Origin of the sequence: Geobacillus sp. C56-T2, from assembly GCF_007829715.1 — a bacterium.
GTDB lineage: Bacteria > Bacillota > Bacilli > Bacillales > Anoxybacillaceae > Geobacillus > Geobacillus icigianus.
In genome coordinates this window covers 2,548,120-2,564,655 of sequence record NZ_VJWB01000001.1, presented here as the reverse complement: position 1 = coordinate 2,564,655, position 16,536 = coordinate 2,548,120, and the positions used below count along the sequence as shown (strand labels likewise).

The 16,536-nt window shown below is 56.0% G+C and carries 21 protein-coding genes and 1 other annotated feature; all 21 genes read left to right on the top strand.

Annotated elements, in window-relative coordinates; genetic code table 11:
* The first annotated feature begins 10 nt into the window (after nucleotides 1-10).
* The 21 genes from GC56T2_RS12850 to rpmA all read left to right on the top strand — a co-directional run bounded on the left by GC56T2_RS12850 (nucleotide 11) and on the right by rpmA (nucleotide 16,376).
* A complete protein-coding gene (locus GC56T2_RS12850; RefSeq protein ID WP_144975695.1) occupies nucleotides 11-1,066 on the top strand; it encodes a type IV pilus twitching motility protein PilT in 1,056 nt (351 codons plus the stop codon).
* Nucleotides 1,053-2,261: a type II secretion system F family protein gene (locus GC56T2_RS12845; RefSeq protein ID WP_144975693.1), complete on the top strand. Its 1,209-nt coding sequence runs from the start codon at nucleotides 1,053-1,055 to the stop codon at nucleotides 2,259-2,261. The genes GC56T2_RS12850 and GC56T2_RS12845 overlap by 14 nt, the downstream gene beginning before the upstream one ends.
* Nucleotides 2,262-2,354: 93 nt before the next feature.
* Nucleotides 2,355-2,798 (top strand): type II secretion system protein, encoded by a 444-nt coding sequence (locus tag GC56T2_RS12840; protein ID WP_144975691.1) that lies wholly within the window; start codon nucleotides 2,355-2,357, stop codon nucleotides 2,796-2,798.
* A gap of 28 nt (nucleotides 2,799-2,826) precedes the next feature.
* Entirely contained in the window at nucleotides 2,827-3,588 is a 762-nt protein-coding gene (locus tag GC56T2_RS12835) for a prepilin peptidase (RefSeq protein ID WP_144975689.1), read from the top strand.
* 29 nt (nucleotides 3,589-3,617) lie between these two features.
* Nucleotides 3,618-4,553, top strand: a complete 936-nt coding sequence (pilM, locus tag GC56T2_RS12830) for a type IV pilus biogenesis protein PilM (protein ID WP_144975687.1) — start codon at nucleotides 3,618-3,620, stop codon at nucleotides 4,551-4,553.
* On the top strand, nucleotides 4,543-5,112 hold the full coding sequence (locus tag GC56T2_RS12825) for a PilN domain-containing protein (RefSeq protein ID WP_033844224.1): 570 nt from the start codon (nucleotides 4,543-4,545) through the stop codon (nucleotides 5,110-5,112). Before pilM ends, GC56T2_RS12825 begins: the two co-directional genes overlap by 11 nt.
* Nucleotides 5,109-5,819: a pilus assembly protein PilO gene (locus GC56T2_RS12820; RefSeq protein WP_144975685.1), complete on the top strand. Its 711-nt coding sequence runs from the start codon at nucleotides 5,109-5,111 to the stop codon at nucleotides 5,817-5,819. Before GC56T2_RS12825 ends, GC56T2_RS12820 begins: the two co-directional genes overlap by 4 nt.
* A gap of 30 nt (nucleotides 5,820-5,849) precedes the next feature.
* Nucleotides 5,850-6,311 (top strand): type II secretion system protein, encoded by a 462-nt coding sequence (locus GC56T2_RS12815; protein ID WP_144975684.1) that lies wholly within the window; start codon nucleotides 5,850-5,852, stop codon nucleotides 6,309-6,311.
* Nucleotides 6,312-6,424: 113 nt separating this feature from the next.
* Nucleotides 6,425-7,498, top strand: a complete 1,074-nt coding sequence (locus GC56T2_RS12810; protein WP_255516085.1) for a stage II sporulation protein D — start codon at nucleotides 6,425-6,427, stop codon at nucleotides 7,496-7,498.
* A 319-nt stretch (nucleotides 7,499-7,817) separates the two neighbouring features.
* On the top strand, nucleotides 7,818-8,399 hold the full coding sequence (locus GC56T2_RS12805; protein WP_144975683.1) for a Maf family protein: 582 nt from the start codon (nucleotides 7,818-7,820) through the stop codon (nucleotides 8,397-8,399).
* A gap of 209 nt (nucleotides 8,400-8,608) precedes the next feature.
* Nucleotides 8,609-9,289, top strand: coding sequence for a RadC family protein (gene radC / locus GC56T2_RS12800; protein ID WP_033020260.1), 681 nt, complete (start codon nucleotides 8,609-8,611; stop codon nucleotides 9,287-9,289).
* Between the two features lie 153 nt (nucleotides 9,290-9,442).
* Complete coding sequence (locus GC56T2_RS12795; RefSeq protein WP_033020258.1) at nucleotides 9,443-10,465, top strand: rod shape-determining protein; 1,023 nt, start codon at nucleotides 9,443-9,445, stop codon at nucleotides 10,463-10,465.
* Nucleotides 10,466-10,485: 20 nt separating this feature from the next.
* Complete coding sequence (gene mreC, locus GC56T2_RS12790; RefSeq protein ID WP_144975682.1) at nucleotides 10,486-11,352, top strand: rod shape-determining protein MreC; 867 nt, start codon at nucleotides 10,486-10,488, stop codon at nucleotides 11,350-11,352.
* Entirely contained in the window at nucleotides 11,349-11,867 is a 519-nt protein-coding gene (gene mreD / locus GC56T2_RS12785) for a rod shape-determining protein MreD (protein ID WP_144975681.1), read from the top strand. The genes mreC and mreD overlap by 4 nt, the downstream gene beginning before the upstream one ends.
* An 80-nt stretch (nucleotides 11,868-11,947) precedes the next feature.
* Entirely contained in the window at nucleotides 11,948-12,604 is a 657-nt protein-coding gene (gene minC / locus GC56T2_RS12780; RefSeq protein WP_305040731.1) for a septum site-determining protein MinC, read from the top strand.
* A 2-nt stretch (nucleotides 12,605-12,606) separates the two neighbouring features.
* The gene (gene minD / locus GC56T2_RS12775; RefSeq protein ID WP_033020252.1) at nucleotides 12,607-13,410 is read left to right on the top strand and encodes a septum site-determining protein MinD; all 804 of its coding nucleotides are present in this window, start codon (nucleotides 12,607-12,609) and stop codon (nucleotides 13,408-13,410) included.
* Between the two features lie 162 nt (nucleotides 13,411-13,572).
* The gene (locus tag GC56T2_RS12770; RefSeq protein WP_144975679.1) at nucleotides 13,573-14,340 is read left to right on the top strand and encodes a M23 family metallopeptidase; all 768 of its coding nucleotides are present in this window, start codon (nucleotides 13,573-13,575) and stop codon (nucleotides 14,338-14,340) included.
* Complete coding sequence (locus GC56T2_RS12765; protein WP_033020250.1) at nucleotides 14,333-15,196, top strand: M50 family metallopeptidase; 864 nt, start codon at nucleotides 14,333-14,335, stop codon at nucleotides 15,194-15,196. The genes GC56T2_RS12770 and GC56T2_RS12765 overlap by 8 nt, the downstream gene beginning before the upstream one ends.
* A gap of 136 nt (nucleotides 15,197-15,332) precedes the next feature.
* Nucleotides 15,333-15,413: a sequence feature (ribosomal protein L21 leader region), on the top strand.
* Nucleotides 15,414-15,427: 14 nt separating this feature from the next.
* The gene (gene rplU, locus GC56T2_RS12760) at nucleotides 15,428-15,736 is read left to right on the top strand and encodes a 50S ribosomal protein L21 (RefSeq protein WP_033020249.1); all 309 of its coding nucleotides are present in this window, start codon (nucleotides 15,428-15,430) and stop codon (nucleotides 15,734-15,736) included.
* Nucleotide 15,737: 1 nt separating this feature from the next.
* The gene (locus GC56T2_RS12755; protein ID WP_033020248.1) at nucleotides 15,738-16,070 is read left to right on the top strand and encodes a ribosomal-processing cysteine protease Prp; all 333 of its coding nucleotides are present in this window, start codon (nucleotides 15,738-15,740) and stop codon (nucleotides 16,068-16,070) included.
* Between the two features lie 15 nt (nucleotides 16,071-16,085).
* Nucleotides 16,086-16,376, top strand: coding sequence for a 50S ribosomal protein L27 (gene rpmA, locus GC56T2_RS12750; RefSeq protein ID WP_008881065.1), 291 nt, complete (start codon nucleotides 16,086-16,088; stop codon nucleotides 16,374-16,376).
* Nucleotides 16,377-16,536 lie beyond the last annotated feature (160 nt).

Here is a 16,536-nt window from a genome sequence, read left to right as displayed (position 1 = left end):
GGTGAGAGCAATGAAAGAAAAATTGGATGCGTTGTTGCGCGCGGCGTTTGAGTACCGGGCGTCCGACGTGCATTTGACCGTCGGAGCGCCGCCGATTTTTCGCCTGAACGGCGAGCTGAGGCTCTACGGCCAAGAGCGGCTGCGCCCTGAGGAAACGGAAGGAATGGCGCGCGCCGTCATCCCTGAAGCGCTTTGGCAGCAGTTCCAACAAACCGGGGAGCTTGATTTTTCCTATGGGATTGCCGGCGTGTCCCGGTTCCGCTTGAACGTGTTTAAACAGCGGTCCTGTGTTTCCTTGGCCGTCCGCCTCATCCCGATGCGCATCCCGACGTTGGAGGAGCTTGGCATGCCAAGCGTGCTGAAGCGCATCGCGGAAAAACCGCACGGGCTTGTGCTCGTCACCGGGCCGACCGGCAGCGGCAAGTCGACGACGTTGGCCGCTATGATCGATTATATAAACAAAACGATGTCGAAGCATATTATTACGCTGGAAGATCCGATCGAATATTTACATAAACACGGGAAATCGATCATTGATCAACGCGAGGTCGGATTTGACACCGGCAGCTTTGCTTCCGGGCTGCGCGCCGCGCTTCGCCAAGACCCGGACGTCATTTTAGTCGGGGAGATGCGCGACTTGGAGACGATTCAAACCGCCATTACGGCCGCGGAAACGGGGCATTTGGTGTTGGGTACGCTCCATACAGCCAGCGCCCCGGCGGCGATCGAGCGGATGATTGACGTTTTTCCCTCGGCTCAGCAGGCGCAAATCCGCTTGCAGCTCGCCTCGGTGCTTGTCGCCATTATGGCCCAGCGCCTGTTTCCGAACCGAAGCCGAACCGGACGGACGGCGGCGCTTGAAATTTTGCTGAACAATGCGGCGGTCGCCAATCTCATCCGCAACGAGAAGGAACACCAAATCATCAACATTATGCAGACGAGCCGCAGCGTGGGCATGCAGACGATGGAAATGAGCGTCAAGGAACTGGTTGCGGCCGGGCGGGTTGATGCGGCGGCAGCTGAAGCGTACTTGGCGGGGGAGCGTGAGAAAGATGGCGCAATTTAAGTACGAAGGGCGGGACCAGCAAGGAAGGAAAAAGTCGGGAGTGATCGCGGCCGCTTCCCGGCGCGAAGCCGCGCTCAAATTGCGGGAGAAAGGGGTTCGCCCGACGGTCATCGCCGAGGTGCCGCCGACGGTATGGAACAAGGAAATTTCCATCGGCCGCCCGGTCAAACTGCAGCATTTCGTCGTGTTTTTGCGCCAATTCGCCACCTTGGTGCGCGCCGGAGTGACGATCGTCGATTCGATTCGCATTTTATCGGAGCAAACGGAAAGCAAGGCGCTGGCGCGCGCGCTGCTCGACATGGAGCAGCATCTCCGGGAGGGAAATCCGCTGTCCGCGGCGGCGGCGAAGCATCCCCGCATTTTTCCGCCGCTGTTTGTCAATATGGCGCGGGCGGGCGAAGCGAGCGGGACGCTTGACGAAACGCTCGACCGGTTGGCCGACCATTTTGAAAAAGTGCATCGGACGAGGCAAAAAATCGTTTCCGCCCTCGCCTATCCGGTGGCCGTCGCCATCATCGCCACGGCGGTCGTCATTTTTTTGCTCGTCTCGGTCGTGCCGACGTTTGTTGACATGTTTGCTAATTTCCATGCCGAACTGCCGGCGATCACGAAGTTTGTGCTGAAAGCGAGCGCTTTTATGCAGCGCTATTGGTGGTTGGCGGCGCTGGGAGGGATCGGCGTTGGCGCGGCGTTCGCCGCTTTGCGCCGGCAAAAGCGAACGAAATATTACTTGGATTATGTGGCCATGCGCCTTCCGATTTTTGGGAAGCTCCTGCAAAAAGCGGCGCTCGCCCGCATGACGCGCACGCTCAGCTCGCTTGTCTCCAGCTCGGTGCCGATTTTAGAGGCGCTTGCCATCTCTGGGCGCGTCGTCGAAAACGAAGTGATCGCCGCCGTGCTCGATGAGGCGCGCGCCGCCCTTGAGCGCGGCCGATCGCTCGCCGAGCCGCTCCGCCGCCATTGGGCGTTTCCACCGCTTGTCGCGCAAATGATCGCCATCGGCGAACAAACCGGTTCGCTCGATGCTATGCTTGGCAAAGTCGCTGATTTTTACGAAGCGGAAGTCGACGCCGGCACCGACCGCCTGAAATCGCTCATCGAACCGCTGATGATCGTCCTGCTCGCCGGCGTCGTCGGAACGATCGTCACGTCGATCATCGTTCCAATGTACGATATCTTTAATCACATTCAATAAGAATTCTTATAAGAAGATCTTCCTATTTTTTGTAACGTATTGTAGAATAATAGAGAAATCGCTCTAACAATTTAGTAAAGGGAGAGGAAAGCCATGTGGAAACGTCTTCTCAAAAATGAGCGCGGCTTGACGCTCATCGAACTGCTCGCCGTCATCGTCATTTTAGGGATCGTCGCGGCGATCGCGATTCCAGCGATCGGAGGATTGATCAACAAATCGAAAGATGATGCTAAAGTTGCTGAGGGAATTCAAATTATAAACGCCGCAAAGCTTTATATGACAGCTAACAATCCGAGCCAATTTCCGGTTACTTTAACCAAAAACCAATTAGATCCATATTTGGATAATGTTAAGGATGGGGATAATGACTATGAGGTTGAGGTCAATAATGATGGAGGGAATGGAAAGTACTCTTATGTCTTAAAAAATCATGATGCTAACAATGTATTAAATGATGAAGAACTTTCAGAGGAAGAATTGCAAAATAAAAGAAGCAATGGTTCAACAGATAATACAAATAATGGCGAGGAAAGTTAATGAAGAGTAAGTATTTGGGGCTCTTGTAATGACAGACAGTGTTCGGTTATATATTTATATCGCTTTAATAGGACTGCTCCTCGCCTCCTTCTTCAACGTCGTCGGGTTGCGGGTGCCGGTCGGGGAGTCGATCGTCCGGCCGCGGTCGCGTTGTCCGGCGTGCGGGCGGACGCTGTCGGCGAGGGAGCTCATTCCGGTTGTGTCGTACGTTGTGCAGCGCGGGCGCTGCAACGGGTGCGGGGGGCGCATCTCCCCGCTTTACCCGCTGATGGAAGTAGCGACGGCCGCGCTGTTTACGGCCGCCCCGCTGTGGGTCGGCTGGGGCGGGCGGTTGATCGTGGCGTGGACGTTGATCAGCTTGCTGGCCATCATTGTCGTTTCGGATCTTCGCTACATGCTCATTCCCGACCGCGTGCTGGCGGTGTTTGCCGCTTTGTTTGCCGGGGAGCGGCTGTTGATCCCGTTTTTGCCGTGGGTCGATATGCTTCTTGGCGCGGCGGTCGGCTTTTTCCTTTTGTGGCTGATCGCCGTGCTGTCTAACGGCGGAATGGGGGGCGGAGATGTGAAACTGTTTGCGGTGCTAGGGTTGGTGCTCGGGTGGAAAATGGTGGTGCTTGCCTTTTTCTTGGCGACATGCTACGGCACGGTGATGGGGCTTGTCGGCATGGCGTTCGGCCGGGTGCGGCGCGGCGTGCCGATGCCGTTTGCGCCGGCGATCGCGCTCGGCGCCTTGACGGCGTTTTTCTTTGGCGAGTCGATCGTGCGCGCGTACGTGAGGCTGATCATGTAAAGGACGGTAAGAAAGGAAGCGGACGAACGATGGCGTTATGGCGGAGAACTGCGAAACAGGCGAACATCGTGCTGAAAGATCACGTGATCCGGTATGTGGAAGCGAAACACGGTCCGTCTCCTGAAGCGAAGCGATGGGGAGAGCGGGCGCTCCCTCCCGGCATCATCCGCGATGGGAAAATTGTCGATGGCGAAGCGTTGGCGATGATTTTGGATGAGTGCGTAGAGGAATGGAAATTGGACGGGCGGCGCATTCGCTTTGTCGTTCCCGATCCGTTCGTTTTGATTCGCACCCTTCCGCTTCCGCCCCGATTGCCCGAAGAGGAGATCCGCAGCTATTTGTTTATGGAGCTCGGGGAATCGATTCCGCTTCCGTTTGCGGATCCGGTGTTTGATTACTTGATCATGGATCGGACCGAAGAAGCGCTGAACGTGTTATTGTTTGCCGCTCCGGAAGAAGCGGTGATGGAATACGCGGCCGTCTTGGAAGACGTCGATTTGCGTCCGGTCGCGGCCGATGTGTCGCCGCTTTGCGCCTATCGCCCGTTTTATCACGTTGGACAAGCGGCCGCCTCTGACCATATTTTGCTTGTCCAGTTCGATGAATCGTCTGTCAATTTCAGCGTCTTTCACCGCCATTTGCCGCTGTTTATGCGCCACTTGCCGCTCGAAGCGTCCCAAGGGGAGTCAGCGCCTGGGCTTGTCGACCCGTTCATTGATGTGTATAAGGAAATGGAACGGATGATGAACTTTTATTCGTTTTCCATTCAGCAAGGCGAGCAGTCGATCACCCGTCTGTTTCTTGCCGGCGACCATCCGCGGCTTGACGATGTGTTCGCCGCGTTGGTGGAGCAGGTCGACGTCCCGGTGGAGCGGCTTCGTCCTTCGCTCGACCCGCTGCCGGACCGTTTTCATCTTGCCTGGGGATTGGCGCTGAAAGAAGGAAGGATCCACGATGATCGCTGAAATCAATTTATTGCCCCAAAGAGAAACGAAACAGCCGGTTCGTCTCGTTTTGCTCATCGGTTTGCTGCTTGTTTTCGCTGTCGCCGCGCTCTTCTATTGGTTCATCGAGCGGGCCGATCAGCGGCAGGCGGCGCTGGAGGCGGAGCTGAAGCGGATCAAGGCGGAGCAGGCGGTCCTCGAGGCGAAGCGTCAACAGGAAAGCGAAGCGCAAGAGCGTCAAGAGCTGGCGAAGGCGGTGAAGTGGGCGGAGCGCTATCCGTTGAAATCGGTGCCGTTGCTGCGGGCGCTCACGAAGCAGCTTCCGGAGCGGGGATTTGTCATGAACGTGGCGTATGCGGGGCAGACGAGCATGACGATGACGGTGCAGTTTGACACGCCGGAAGAGGCGGCGTATTACTTGAACCGCCTGCAGGCGCTTCCGCTCGTGCAAAGCGCCAAGCTCGCCAGCGTCACCGTCAGCGGCGAACAAGAGGAGCAGCGAGAACAACAGGTCGTCCCGAGATATATAGCCCAGTATGAACTGCAGCTTCGCCAAGCCGGCAAGGAGGGGAAACGATGATCAGCCGCTTGAACCGATGGCCGCTTCTTGCCGCCGGACTCGTTTTGGCGGTGGCGCTGCTGTCAGCAATAGGGTATGTGTGGCTCATCATGCCGCGGCACGCCGAGTTGGAGCAGTTGGAAATAACAGTAAAAAGTGAAAAACAGGTGCTCACCGCCCTCGAAAAAGCGGTGGCTCCTTCGCCGGGGCAAACGGCGGAACGGATCGCCGCGCTGCAAAAAAAGGTTCCTGTCCATCCGTTGACTGACCAGCTGCTGCTTTTGTTTCAAAAAGCCGAATATCTCGCGGACAGCCGGCTGGTGAGCGTGCAATTTTCCGATGAAGACACAGCCGCTTCGCAGCCAAACGGTAACGGAACGAGCGAAGGAAACGAAGGAAAGCAATCGGTTTCCCCGCCGAGCGGCATCCAGTCCATCACCGCCCAGCTGACGGTGCAATCGCCTTCCTATTACCAGCTCGAACGGTTTTTAGAAGTGCTTGAGAATGCCGACCGCATTTTGGCGGTGGAAGGGCTGACGCTCACCGGTCCGCCGGAGCTGACGTCTACGAGCGATCAGATCGAGCCGTTGACCTATTCGGTGACGATTCGCGCGTTTTATGCGCCAAAGCTTGAGAAATGGAAAAAGCTCGCTCCGATTTATGATGTTCCGCCGCCAAGCGGCAAGGACAATCCGCTGGCCGAAGTCGCCCCAGCGACGCGCCCATAGTTCGGCCGATCGTCCATGGAGGGAATGCCGATGCTCATTCGGATGAAGCGGGGGATGACGCTGATCGAATTGTTGGCCGTGCTCGTCATTGTCGGCATTATGGCGACGATCGTTGCCGTTGCTGTGCTGACGGTGATCGAAAAGGCGCGCGAACGGGCGTTTGTGTCTGATGCGTACAGTTTGTACGAGGCGGCGCGGCTGTATGTCGGGGCGGAAAAGGTCGAGTTTTTGCCGGCGCGCTCCTCTGCTGTGCTATCTTACCGGGAACTGGTGGAACACGATTTGCTGGAACCGATCAAAGACCCGTTCACCGGCCGTATGCTGGCGCCGGAGGCGAACCCGTCGTACGTGTTGGTGATGAAGCGCGACGACGGCGGCATCGATTACGCCGTTTGCTTGAAAGGCGAGACGAAGCAGCTTTGCACGTATGAGGGCCGCGAGCAGCCGATTCCTGTCGAAGCGTTGGCAACGGAAGCGATTCGCGGCCGATGATGTCGGAAAATGAAGAGCAGAAGCAGGGACAAGACGACAAATGTCTTGTTCTTTTTTTTTCCGCTTATGGTAAGATAGGCGAAAGAAACCGACGTGCGAAGAGGGACGGTGAAATGATGGACAAGCAGCGCCAAAGTATTACGGTGAACATTAACGGACAGCCGCGGCCGTTTACCGTCGAGCGTCAGGCAGAAGAACCCCCCCCACAGCCGCAGCGTCACCAGTCGGAACAGAGGCCAATGACAGAATCGCTCGAGGCTCGACGTCGCGTTCACGGACCGGCTGCCGGTGGACAAGCTAAGGAAGAAAACGATCGATGGGATGGCCCGGTGATCGGTTCTGCTTTCCCTGCCGACAGGCTGGAGGCGGCCGCCCTTGAAGCCGATGAAGCGGTTCGCCCTGTTTCTGAGCTGCTTCCATCCAAAAAGGCGACTCGCCCGAGACGGCGGACGCCGTCATTTCTCAAGCCATTGCTCATCGCGGCGGCGCTTGCCGCTTTCGTTGGGATCGCTTTCGGCATGATAGTGCTGCGCATGATTCCGAAAGACAAACCAGAGCCGTCACCCGCCGCTAGGGCGATGGTGGAGCTGACGGCACCCGAACGAGCAACAGGCGCCGCAGGGGGAGACAGTGCGCCGTTTTCCATCGCGGTCATGCAAGCGGGCGTTTATTCAAACGTCGCGGCCGCCAAACGGGCGGCGGAACCGATCCGAGCGGCGGGCGCGCCGGCTGTTGTGGTCGGGCAAAAACCGGCCGCTATTTATATCGCCGTCGGCGCCGATAAGGAAACGTTGCGGGCGATCAACAACAACTATCGCGAAGCGGTGTCGAGCACGTACGTCAAAGAACTGGTGTTTTCTGCGGATGCAAACGCGCGCCGTTTAGAGGTTGTCCAAAAGGGGGAGGCTCTGTACAAACAGATGGCGTTAGTCTCCGCCGCTTTGCTTAGCGGCCGGAATGTCAGCGAGGATGATTGGCAGGCGTTGCAAACTGCGTATGATGCGTTCGAAAAAAGCAAAATGGATGACGGCAAAACAGCCACGGACTATATCGAAGCGCTGAAACAGGCGTATGTCGCTCTTGCCGCGTACAAAGAGCAACGCGATGAAGCGCTGTTGGTCAAGGCTCAGCAACAGTTGCTCGAGGCGCTTGCCGCTTATATCGAATGGGTGCCGCTAGGGAGCTAGAGGCCCCGTTTTTTTCTGTGGCTGTACCGAAAAAATACCGTCCGGTGCAACTATCGAATTTCTCCTCTCCATGTCCCGTCTTTATCACCTGACAACGAGAAGGCTGGTGAAAAACCGCTGTCACACACCAATCATCGCATTTTCATTCAGAAAAGAAAGGCTGTTTCTAAGAGGTTTCTCTAATTGAGAAATAGGTGAAGAAGCAGTAGTATTTTGCACGAAATCACCGGCCTCCTAGAGAGAACATTGCCTTTTCCAGCAAAATTTGCTACGATACAAGTGAATCTTCCGAACCGAAACGAAGAAAGGAGAGTGCCCCATGCCCCCTCGGTTCGTACTTGCCTCCCGCTCCCCGCGCCGCAGGCAACTCCTCGAGCTGGCCGGCTGGCCGTTTGACGTCCAAGAAAGCCATGCTGATGAGACGATCCCTCCCGGAACGCCCCCTGACGAAGCCGTTCAACTTCTTGCTCGCCGAAAAGCGGAAGCGGTGTGGAAGACCGCGCCTAGGGCGTATGTGCTCGGCGCTGATACGCTCGTTGTGTGTGACGGCTGTTTTTTAGGAAAGCCGCGCACGGCCGAAGAAGCGTTTCATATGCTGCGCCTTTTGTCTGGAAAGACGCATGACGTATGGACCGGCGTCGCCATCGCCATCCCGGGCGGGGACATAGTCTCGTTTGCCGAAAAAACGGCGGTGACATTTTGGGAGCTGGAGGACGAGGACATCGCCGCCTACATTGCGACTGGAGAGCCGATGGACAAGGCGGGGGCGTATGGCATCCAAGGCCGCGCCGCCCTGTTTGTCAAACGAATCGAAGGCGATTATTTGACCGTCGTGGGCTTGCCGTTGTCGCGCACGGTCCGGGAACTGCGCCGGCTCGGCTGGCCGCCTTCCGAGGTGTAAACGGCCAGCCGCGCTGCGGTCGGCTGCTCGGCGGCCTATGGTGGACAACGCGCGTCACAGCAAGGGAGTGGCCGCCTTCGTGGATCCATGACGGACAAAACGCGTCACGAAAAGGGCGCCTTCGTGGGCCGATGGCGGACAACGCGCGCCACGAAAAGCTTCTCCCCGCTCGTCGGGGAGCTTGACTATCATTAAAAAGGGGAGATACGATGGCATGGATGATCCGCGATGTGCCGAAAGCCAGTCGCCCGCGCGAACGGCTGCTGTCTTTCGGACCGGAAAGCTTATCCGATCATGAACTGTTAGCGATTTTGCTGCGCACAGGAACGAAGGACGAATCGGTCGTGCAGCTCGCCCAGCGCCTCCTGCGCCATTTCGAAGGGTTGCGTTTGCTCAAAGACGCGACAGCTGAAGAAATGACCAACATCAAAGGGATTGGCCCGACGAAAGCGGCGCAAATTTTGGCGGCGTTGGAGCTCGGGCGCCGCATCCATCAGCCCGGATACGCTGAACGTTATGTCATCCGCTGCCCGGAAGATGGAGCGAAGTATGTGATGGAAGACATGCGTTTTTTATCGCAGGAACATTTTGTTGCTATTTACCTCAACACGAAAAACCAAGTCATCTACCGCAAAACGGTGTTCATCGGCAGTTTAAACGCCTCCATCGTCCATCCGCGCGAAGTGTTTAAAGAGGCGATCAAGCGTTCCGCCGCCTCGGTCATTTGCGTGCACAACCATCCTTCCGGCGATCCGACGCCAAGCCGCGAAGACATCGATGTCACGAAACGGCTCGCGGAGTGCGGCCGCATCATCGGCATCGAGCTCCTCGATCATCTCATCATCGGCGATCAAAAATTCATCAGTTTAAAAGAAAAAGGATATGTCTAGCGGTTCTCATTTTTTGTCGAATCAGGTATAATATCAACTATGAGTTTTTCCCGAATCGGTTCGGGCGGTGTTGTACAAGTTATAAATGACTGACATCCGACCCATTTTTTTAATAGAAGGATGCATTTCGTTTCGGAAAGGAAGATCGACGATATGTTTGGAATTGGAACGAAAGACCTTGGGATTGATTTAGGAACAGCGAACACGCTTGTTTATGTTAAAGGAAAAGGCATTGTTCTGCGCGAGCCGTCGGTTGTCGCCATCCAGCGCGACACGAAGCAAATCGTCGCCGTCGGCAATGAGGCGAAAAACATGATCGGGCGCACGCCGGGCAACATCGTGGCGCTCCGGCCGATGAAAGACGGCGTCATCGCCGATTATGAGACGACGGCGACGATGATGAAATACTATATTCGCAAAGCGATCAAAACGAAAGGGCTGTTCGCAAGCAAGCCTTATGTCATGGTATGTGTGCCGTACGGCATTACCGCGGTGGAAGAGCGGGCGGTCATCGATGCGACCCGCCAAGCGGGAGCGCGCGATGCGTATACGATTGAAGAGCCGTTCGCCGCGGCCATCGGCGCCAACTTGCCGGTGTGGGAGCCAACCGGCAGCATGGTGGTCGATATCGGCGGCGGAACGACCGAAGTGGCGGTCATTTCGCTCGGCGGCATCGTGACGAGCCAGTCGATCCGCATCGCCGGCGATGAAATGGATGAGGCGATCATTCAGTACATTCGCAAAACGTACAATTTGATGATCGGCGAGCGGACAGCCGAAGCGATTAAAATGGAAATCGGTTCCGCTGGAAATCCGGAAGGCATTGGCAAAATGGAAATTCGCGGCCGCGACTTATTGACCGGGCTGCCGAAAACGATTGAGATCAGCGCCGAAGAAGTCGCCGAAGCGCTGCGCGACACCGTGTATGCGATCGTTGACTCGGTGAAAAACACGCTCGAAAAAACGCCGCCGGAGCTGGCCGCTGACATTATGGACCGCGGCATCGTGCTGACGGGCGGCGGGGCTTTGTTGCGCAATTTGGACAAAGTCATCAGCAAGGAAACGGACATGCCGGTCATTGTGGCCGAAAATCCGCTCGATTGCGTAGCGATCGGCACCGGCAAGGCGCTTGACCACATCGACTTGTTTAAAAACAAGGCGAGAGACCATCGCTGACGGCAAGAAGGTGCTCATCTATGCCACAGTTTTTCGGAAATAAGCGCCTCGTTTTTTTGCTTGTCAGCATCGTCATCCTCGTCATGTTGATCGGCTTTTCGCTGCGCAGCCGTGAGCAGCTGACATGGCCGGAACAATTCGTCAAAGACGCGGTTGGCTTTGTCCAGCTTCTGTTCGGGAAGCCTGCACAGCTTGTGGCGGGCTTCCTTGAAAATGTCAACGATCTTCGCCATACATACGAGGAAAACGAGTTGCTGAAAGCGAGACTGGAGGAATATGCAGCGCTGGAGACGGAAGTCGCGGCGCTGCGCCAGGAAAACGAGCGGCTGCGCGCCTTGCTTGATAAAAAAGAAAGCTTGCGCGACTTTGTTCCGATTCAGGCGACGGTGATCGGACGCAATCCGGACCGGTGGCGAGAGACGATCATCGTGAACAAAGGGGCGCAGCACGGGGTGAAAAAAGATATGGCGGTCATTACCCCGGCCGGACTCGTCGGCAAGGTGCAGCACGCCTCGCAGTTTACCTCAACCGTGCAGCTGTTAAGCGCGCTTGACCAAAACAACCGTATTTCCGCCTATGTCCAAGGCGAAGAAAACGTGTTTGGCTTGATCGAAGGTTATGATGAGAAACGGCGCGAGCTGCTGCTTGGCGAAATTCCGATCGACGTCAAAGTGGAAAAAAAACAAAAAGTGTTGACGTCCGGACTCGGCGGCGTGTTTCCCAAAGGGCTGCCGATCGGCGAAGTAACGGAAATCAAACCAGGCCAGTACGGCTTGACGAAAATCGTCTATGTCAAACCGTTTGCCAATTTGTATGACATTGATGATGTCATCATTGTCAAGCGGACGATCGATGCGGCACTGCAAGAAGAGGAGGAAGCAAAATGAACAAGTGGCGGCTCCCTTTCCTTGCGGTGTTCTGTTTTGTCAGTGAAAGTATCGCCGTTGATGTCTGGCCGAAAGGGGACTGGTACATCCACTATTTTTTTGTTCCTCGGTTTTTTCTTATTTTCCTTTTGCTTACCGCGATGCATTTCGGCGGGACGCGGGCGATGGGATACGGGTTCATCTTCGGGTTTTTGTATGACTGCGTTTATACGGAGCTGCTCGGCGTTTACGCGTTTGCCTATACGCTCCTTGCGTATTTGGCGGGCAAAGCAACGAAATGGCTTCAACATAACTGGCTCGTGTCGTTTTTGCTGTCGCTGCTCGCCATCGCGCTGCTTGACAGCTATGTGTACGGCATTCAGCTGCTGATCGGGCGGACGGACTGGCCGTTTGCTGTGTTCTGGGAGCGCCGTCTATGGCCGACGCTGTTGTTGAACACCGCCTTTCTGCTCATCGGTTTGCCCGTGTTGGAACGGTGGCTGGCCAAAATTCGCCGGCTGGAGCAAGGGGAATAAAAAGAGGAAAAACGGTCCGGCTTGTAGAATTATTCGTTGGGGTGAACGTTGTGGCAAAACAGAAGCAGCAGTACGTGACGATGAAAGGAACGAAAGATGGGCTGACGCTGCATCTGGACGACCGCTGCTCGTACGAGGATTTATTGAAAGAAATCGAGGAGCGGCTCGTCAACCAAGCCGGCGGTATCGCGTCCAACAGCCCGCTTGTCTCCGTTCATCTGAACATGGGGAATCGCTATTTGACGCCTGAGCAGGAGGAGGAGGTGCGCGCGCTCATTCGCCGTTCCAAAAATTTGGTCGTCGAGTCGATCGAAAGCAATGTCGTGTCAAAAGCGGAAGCGAAGGAATGGCTGCGGAAGGCGGAGATTGTGACCGTTTCGCGCATCGTCCGCTCCGGGCAAGTGCTCCACGTTGAGGGGGATTTGCTGCTGATCGGTGACGTGAACCCTGGCGGAACGGTCATCGCCGGGGGCAATATTTTCATTCTCGGCGCCTTGCGCGGCATCGCCCACGCCGGCTATGGCGGAAACAAGGAGGCGGTCATCGCCGCTTCCGTGATGAAGCCGATGCAGCTTGGCATCGGCGATGTCATGAATCGGGCTCCCGATTATAAAACGGACGAAAGAAACGAAATGGAATGCGCTTATATCAATGAACAAAATCAAATTGTTGTCGACCGCCTGCAGCTGCTCATGCATTTGCGGCCGAATTTGACGCGCTTAGAAAGGAGAGTATGACCGTGGGAGAAGCGATCGTCATCACTTCCGGAAAGGGCGGCGTCGGCAAGACGACGACGACCGCGAATCTTGGGACGGCTCTTGCCATTCTCGGCAAGCGAGTGTGTCTGGTGGACACCGATATCGGGCTGCGCAATCTCGATGTCGTGCTTGGGCTTGAGAACCGCATCATTTATGACCTCGTCGACGTCGTCGAAGGACGCTGCACAGTGCAAAAAGCGCTAGTGAAGGACAAGCGGTTCGATAACCACTTGTATTTGCTGCCGGCGGCACAAACGAGCGACAAATCAGCGGTCACCCCTGAGCAGATGAAGGAGCTCGTTGAACAGCTCAAGCAGGAGTACGACTATGTGCTGATCGACTGCCCGGCCGGCATTGAACAAGGCTACCGCAACGCTGTCGCCGGCGCCGATGAGGCGATCGTCGTTACGACGCCGGAAGTGTCGGCGGTCCGCGATGCCGACCGCATCATCGGCCTGCTCGAAGCTGAGGAGCATGTCAAACCGCCGCGCCTTATCATCAACCGCATTCGCAGCCATATGGTCAAAAACGGCGATATGCTCGATGTCGATGAAATCGTCATGCATCTGTCGATCGAACTGCTCGGCATTATCGCCGACGATGAAAACGTGATCAAGGCGTCCAACCGCGGCGAGCCGATCGTCCTTGACCCGAACAGCAAAGCATCGATCGCCTACCGCAACATCGCCCGCCGCATTCTCGGCGAGTCGGTGCCGCTGCCGCCGCTGGAGGAAGAAGAGAAAGGACTGTTTTCCAAGATTCGCAAAATATTTAGCCTGAAATAGGGGAAACACCGGGCAATTCCAACGGGAGTTTGCCCTTTTTCTTTTGCCTCGCGGCGGAGCGGGCCGCCTTCGGTTTCGTTCAACCAAAATGCTTGTTCATATTCCAACAGGTTGTCTCATACATTTAGTACAAACGCCGTGAGAAAGGTGGAGGGGGGACGTATGGACCGACGCGTTCGGGAAATGAAAAAGCGGATCGAGAGGCGGCGGAAAGAACGCCAGTATGGGGCGAGGGGGCGAAAGGAGCCGGAGTGGGGCATAGCCGATGAGGAGCGGTACGGGCTGCCGGTCGTGACGTATGATCGCTACTCGTTTGAATCCGGGGGGCGGCCGGTGTTTCAGAAAGAGCGGTTTTTGTTGAAAACGCTCATCGCCGCCTCACTCGTGCTCGTGACGGCGATTTTGTTCAAGCATCCGTCCGCTGCGCTGGAGCCGGCGCGCCAGTTTGTCACGCGGACGATGGAGAAGGAATTTCAGTTTGCCGTTGTTTCGTCGTGGTATGAAAAGACGTTTGGCGAGCCGCTCGCCTTTTTTGCGCCGAAACAGGAAACGAAGACGAAGGCGCCGCTCTCGTACGCCGTTCCGGCGTCCGGCCGCGTGCTTGAGAGCTTCGCGAAAAATGGTCAAGGAGTGATGATCGAAACGGAGCGGCAGGCGAAAGTCGAAGCGATGAAAGAGGGGATTGTGACCTTTGCCGGCGTGAAAGAATCGACCGGAAAAACGGTCATTATTCAGCACGCCGATGGCAGTGAGACATGGTATGGGCATTTGGGCGCCATTGCCGTCAAATTGTACGATTTCGTGGAAACGGGACAGGAGGTCGGCACAGCCGGGGCAAGCAAGACCGATGGACAGAAAGGGCTGTTTTACTTTGCCATTAAGCAAGGGGATCAATTTATTGATCCGATCCAGGTGATTTCCTTTGAATAAGTATATCGAGCTGCTTGGCAAGCTGCACGTTCATCCGCTTTTCTGGCTGATCGCCGGCATGGCGGTGTTGACCGCTCATTTTAAGCAGCTTTGTCTTCTATTTTTCATCGTTCTCGTTCATGAGCTTGGCCATGCGGCGGCGGCGGTGTTTTTCTCGTGGCGGGTGAAGCGGATTTTGCTGCTGCCGTTCGGCGGGGTGGCGGAAGTGGAAGAACACGGGAACCGGCCGTTCCGCGAAGAGTGGATCGTCACGCTCGCCGGCCCGGCTCAGCATCTGTGGCTCATAGCGGCGGCGTTTTTTTTATGGAAGGCCGGCTGGATAGCCGATGAAGGATGGGAGTTGTTTTTCCGCTACAATCTGGCCGTGCTTGGCCTGAACTTGCTGCCGATTTGGCCGCTCGATGGCGGAAAGTTGTTGTTTTTGCTGTTGGCTTACTTCCGTCCGTTCAGCGCCGCCCATCGCCACATGGTGGCCGTCTCCGCTGTCTTGTTGGCCGTTTTTGCCGTTCTGCTGTTCGTCGTTGCGCCCCGCCAGCTTGATTTGTGGACCATCGCCGCCTTTTTGGCGCATGCCATCTGGCAGGAGCAAAAGCAGCATCCTTACGTCGTCATGCGTTTTTTGCTGGAGCGATATTATGGAAAAAAAGGCGACTACGCAAGGCTGCGGACGATCACGGCTCCTGCCGATGAGCGCATTTCGCACGTGTTGCACCGCTTTTATCGCGGCCAAAAGCACGCCATCGTCGTCGTCCGCAACGGCCGTGAGCGGACGACGCTGGATGAGAATGAGCTGCTGCACGCGTTTTTCTCCGAAAAACAGACCGATGCCCCGCTTGGCGCTCTCATTTATTCATAGCCGAAGCCGCCTGCTAGCTAGGGCGAAAAAGATCACGGTTGACGGACAGCGGTTTCTGTGCTACCATAAATAACGTTGTAGACATTTTGCCCCATCGTCAACGGGCAAAAGAGGGCGGCTGTCGCAAAAAGACGCACCCGCACTACAACCGCTCAGCGCGGGTCGTGAAGCGTTCCGGCACGGAACCGCCTTGACGCTGGCGAGTCTGAGTCGATGAAGGAGGTGCGAGGCATGTACGCAATCATTGAAACTGGCGGCAAACAATTGAAAGTCGAAGAAGGCCAAGAAGTTTACATCGAAAAATTGGATGCGAATGAAGGCGATACGGTGACGTTTGACAAAGTGCTGTTCATCGGCGGGGAAACGGTGAAAATCGGCAACCCGACGGTCGAAGGCGCAACGGTCACAGCGAAAGTGCAAAAGCACGGCCGACAAAAGAAAATCATCGTCTTCAAATATAAAGCGAAAAAGAACTATCGCCGCAAACAAGGCCACCGTCAGCCGTACACGAAAGTCGTCATCGAGAAAATCAACGCGTAACATGATTCGCGTCACGATTGAACGGGAAGCGGACGGCCGCATTCGCGCGTTCACGATGGACGGGCACGCCGAGTTTGCCGAACGCGGCCAAGATATCGTTTGCGCTGGCGCTTCGGCGGTTTCGTTCGGCACGATCAACGCCATCGAGGCGCTTGTTGGCGTAAGCCCGCACGTTTCCCTCGGCCAAGACGGCGGCTATCTTCGCTGTGAGCTTCCGAAGCTGGAAGAAGCAGCGGCGGCAGAAAAAGTGCAGTTATTGTTGGAAGCGATGGTCGTCTCGCTAAAGACGATCGAACGCGACTACGGGAAATTCATCCGCGTGACATCCATCTAGCAGGAGGTGACTGCCATGCTGCGACTCGATTTGCAATTTTTTGCCTCGAAAAAAGGGGTCGGTTCGACGAAAAACGGCCGCGACTCGATCGCGAAACGCCTTGGCGCCAAGCGCGCTGACGGCCAATTCGTCACAGGCGGCTCGATTTTGTACCGCCAGCGCGGAACAAAAGTCCATCCGGGCTTGAACGTCGGCCGCGGCGGTGATGATACGCTGTACGCCAAAATCGACGGCATCGTCCGCTTCGAGCGGCTCGGCCGCGACCGCAAACGCGTCAGCGTCTATCCGGTCAGCCAAGAAGCGTAAGCAAGGCGAAAAAACTCTAACCGTTCGGTTAGGGTTTTTTCTTTTTGAAGCGAAAAAGCGCTCCCGCTCGATGTCAAAAAATGTTATAGTAAAAATACCGAGGTTTATCACCACAACGTGTACTTGACAAATGAAACTTCTTTTCGTGTCACCATGTATG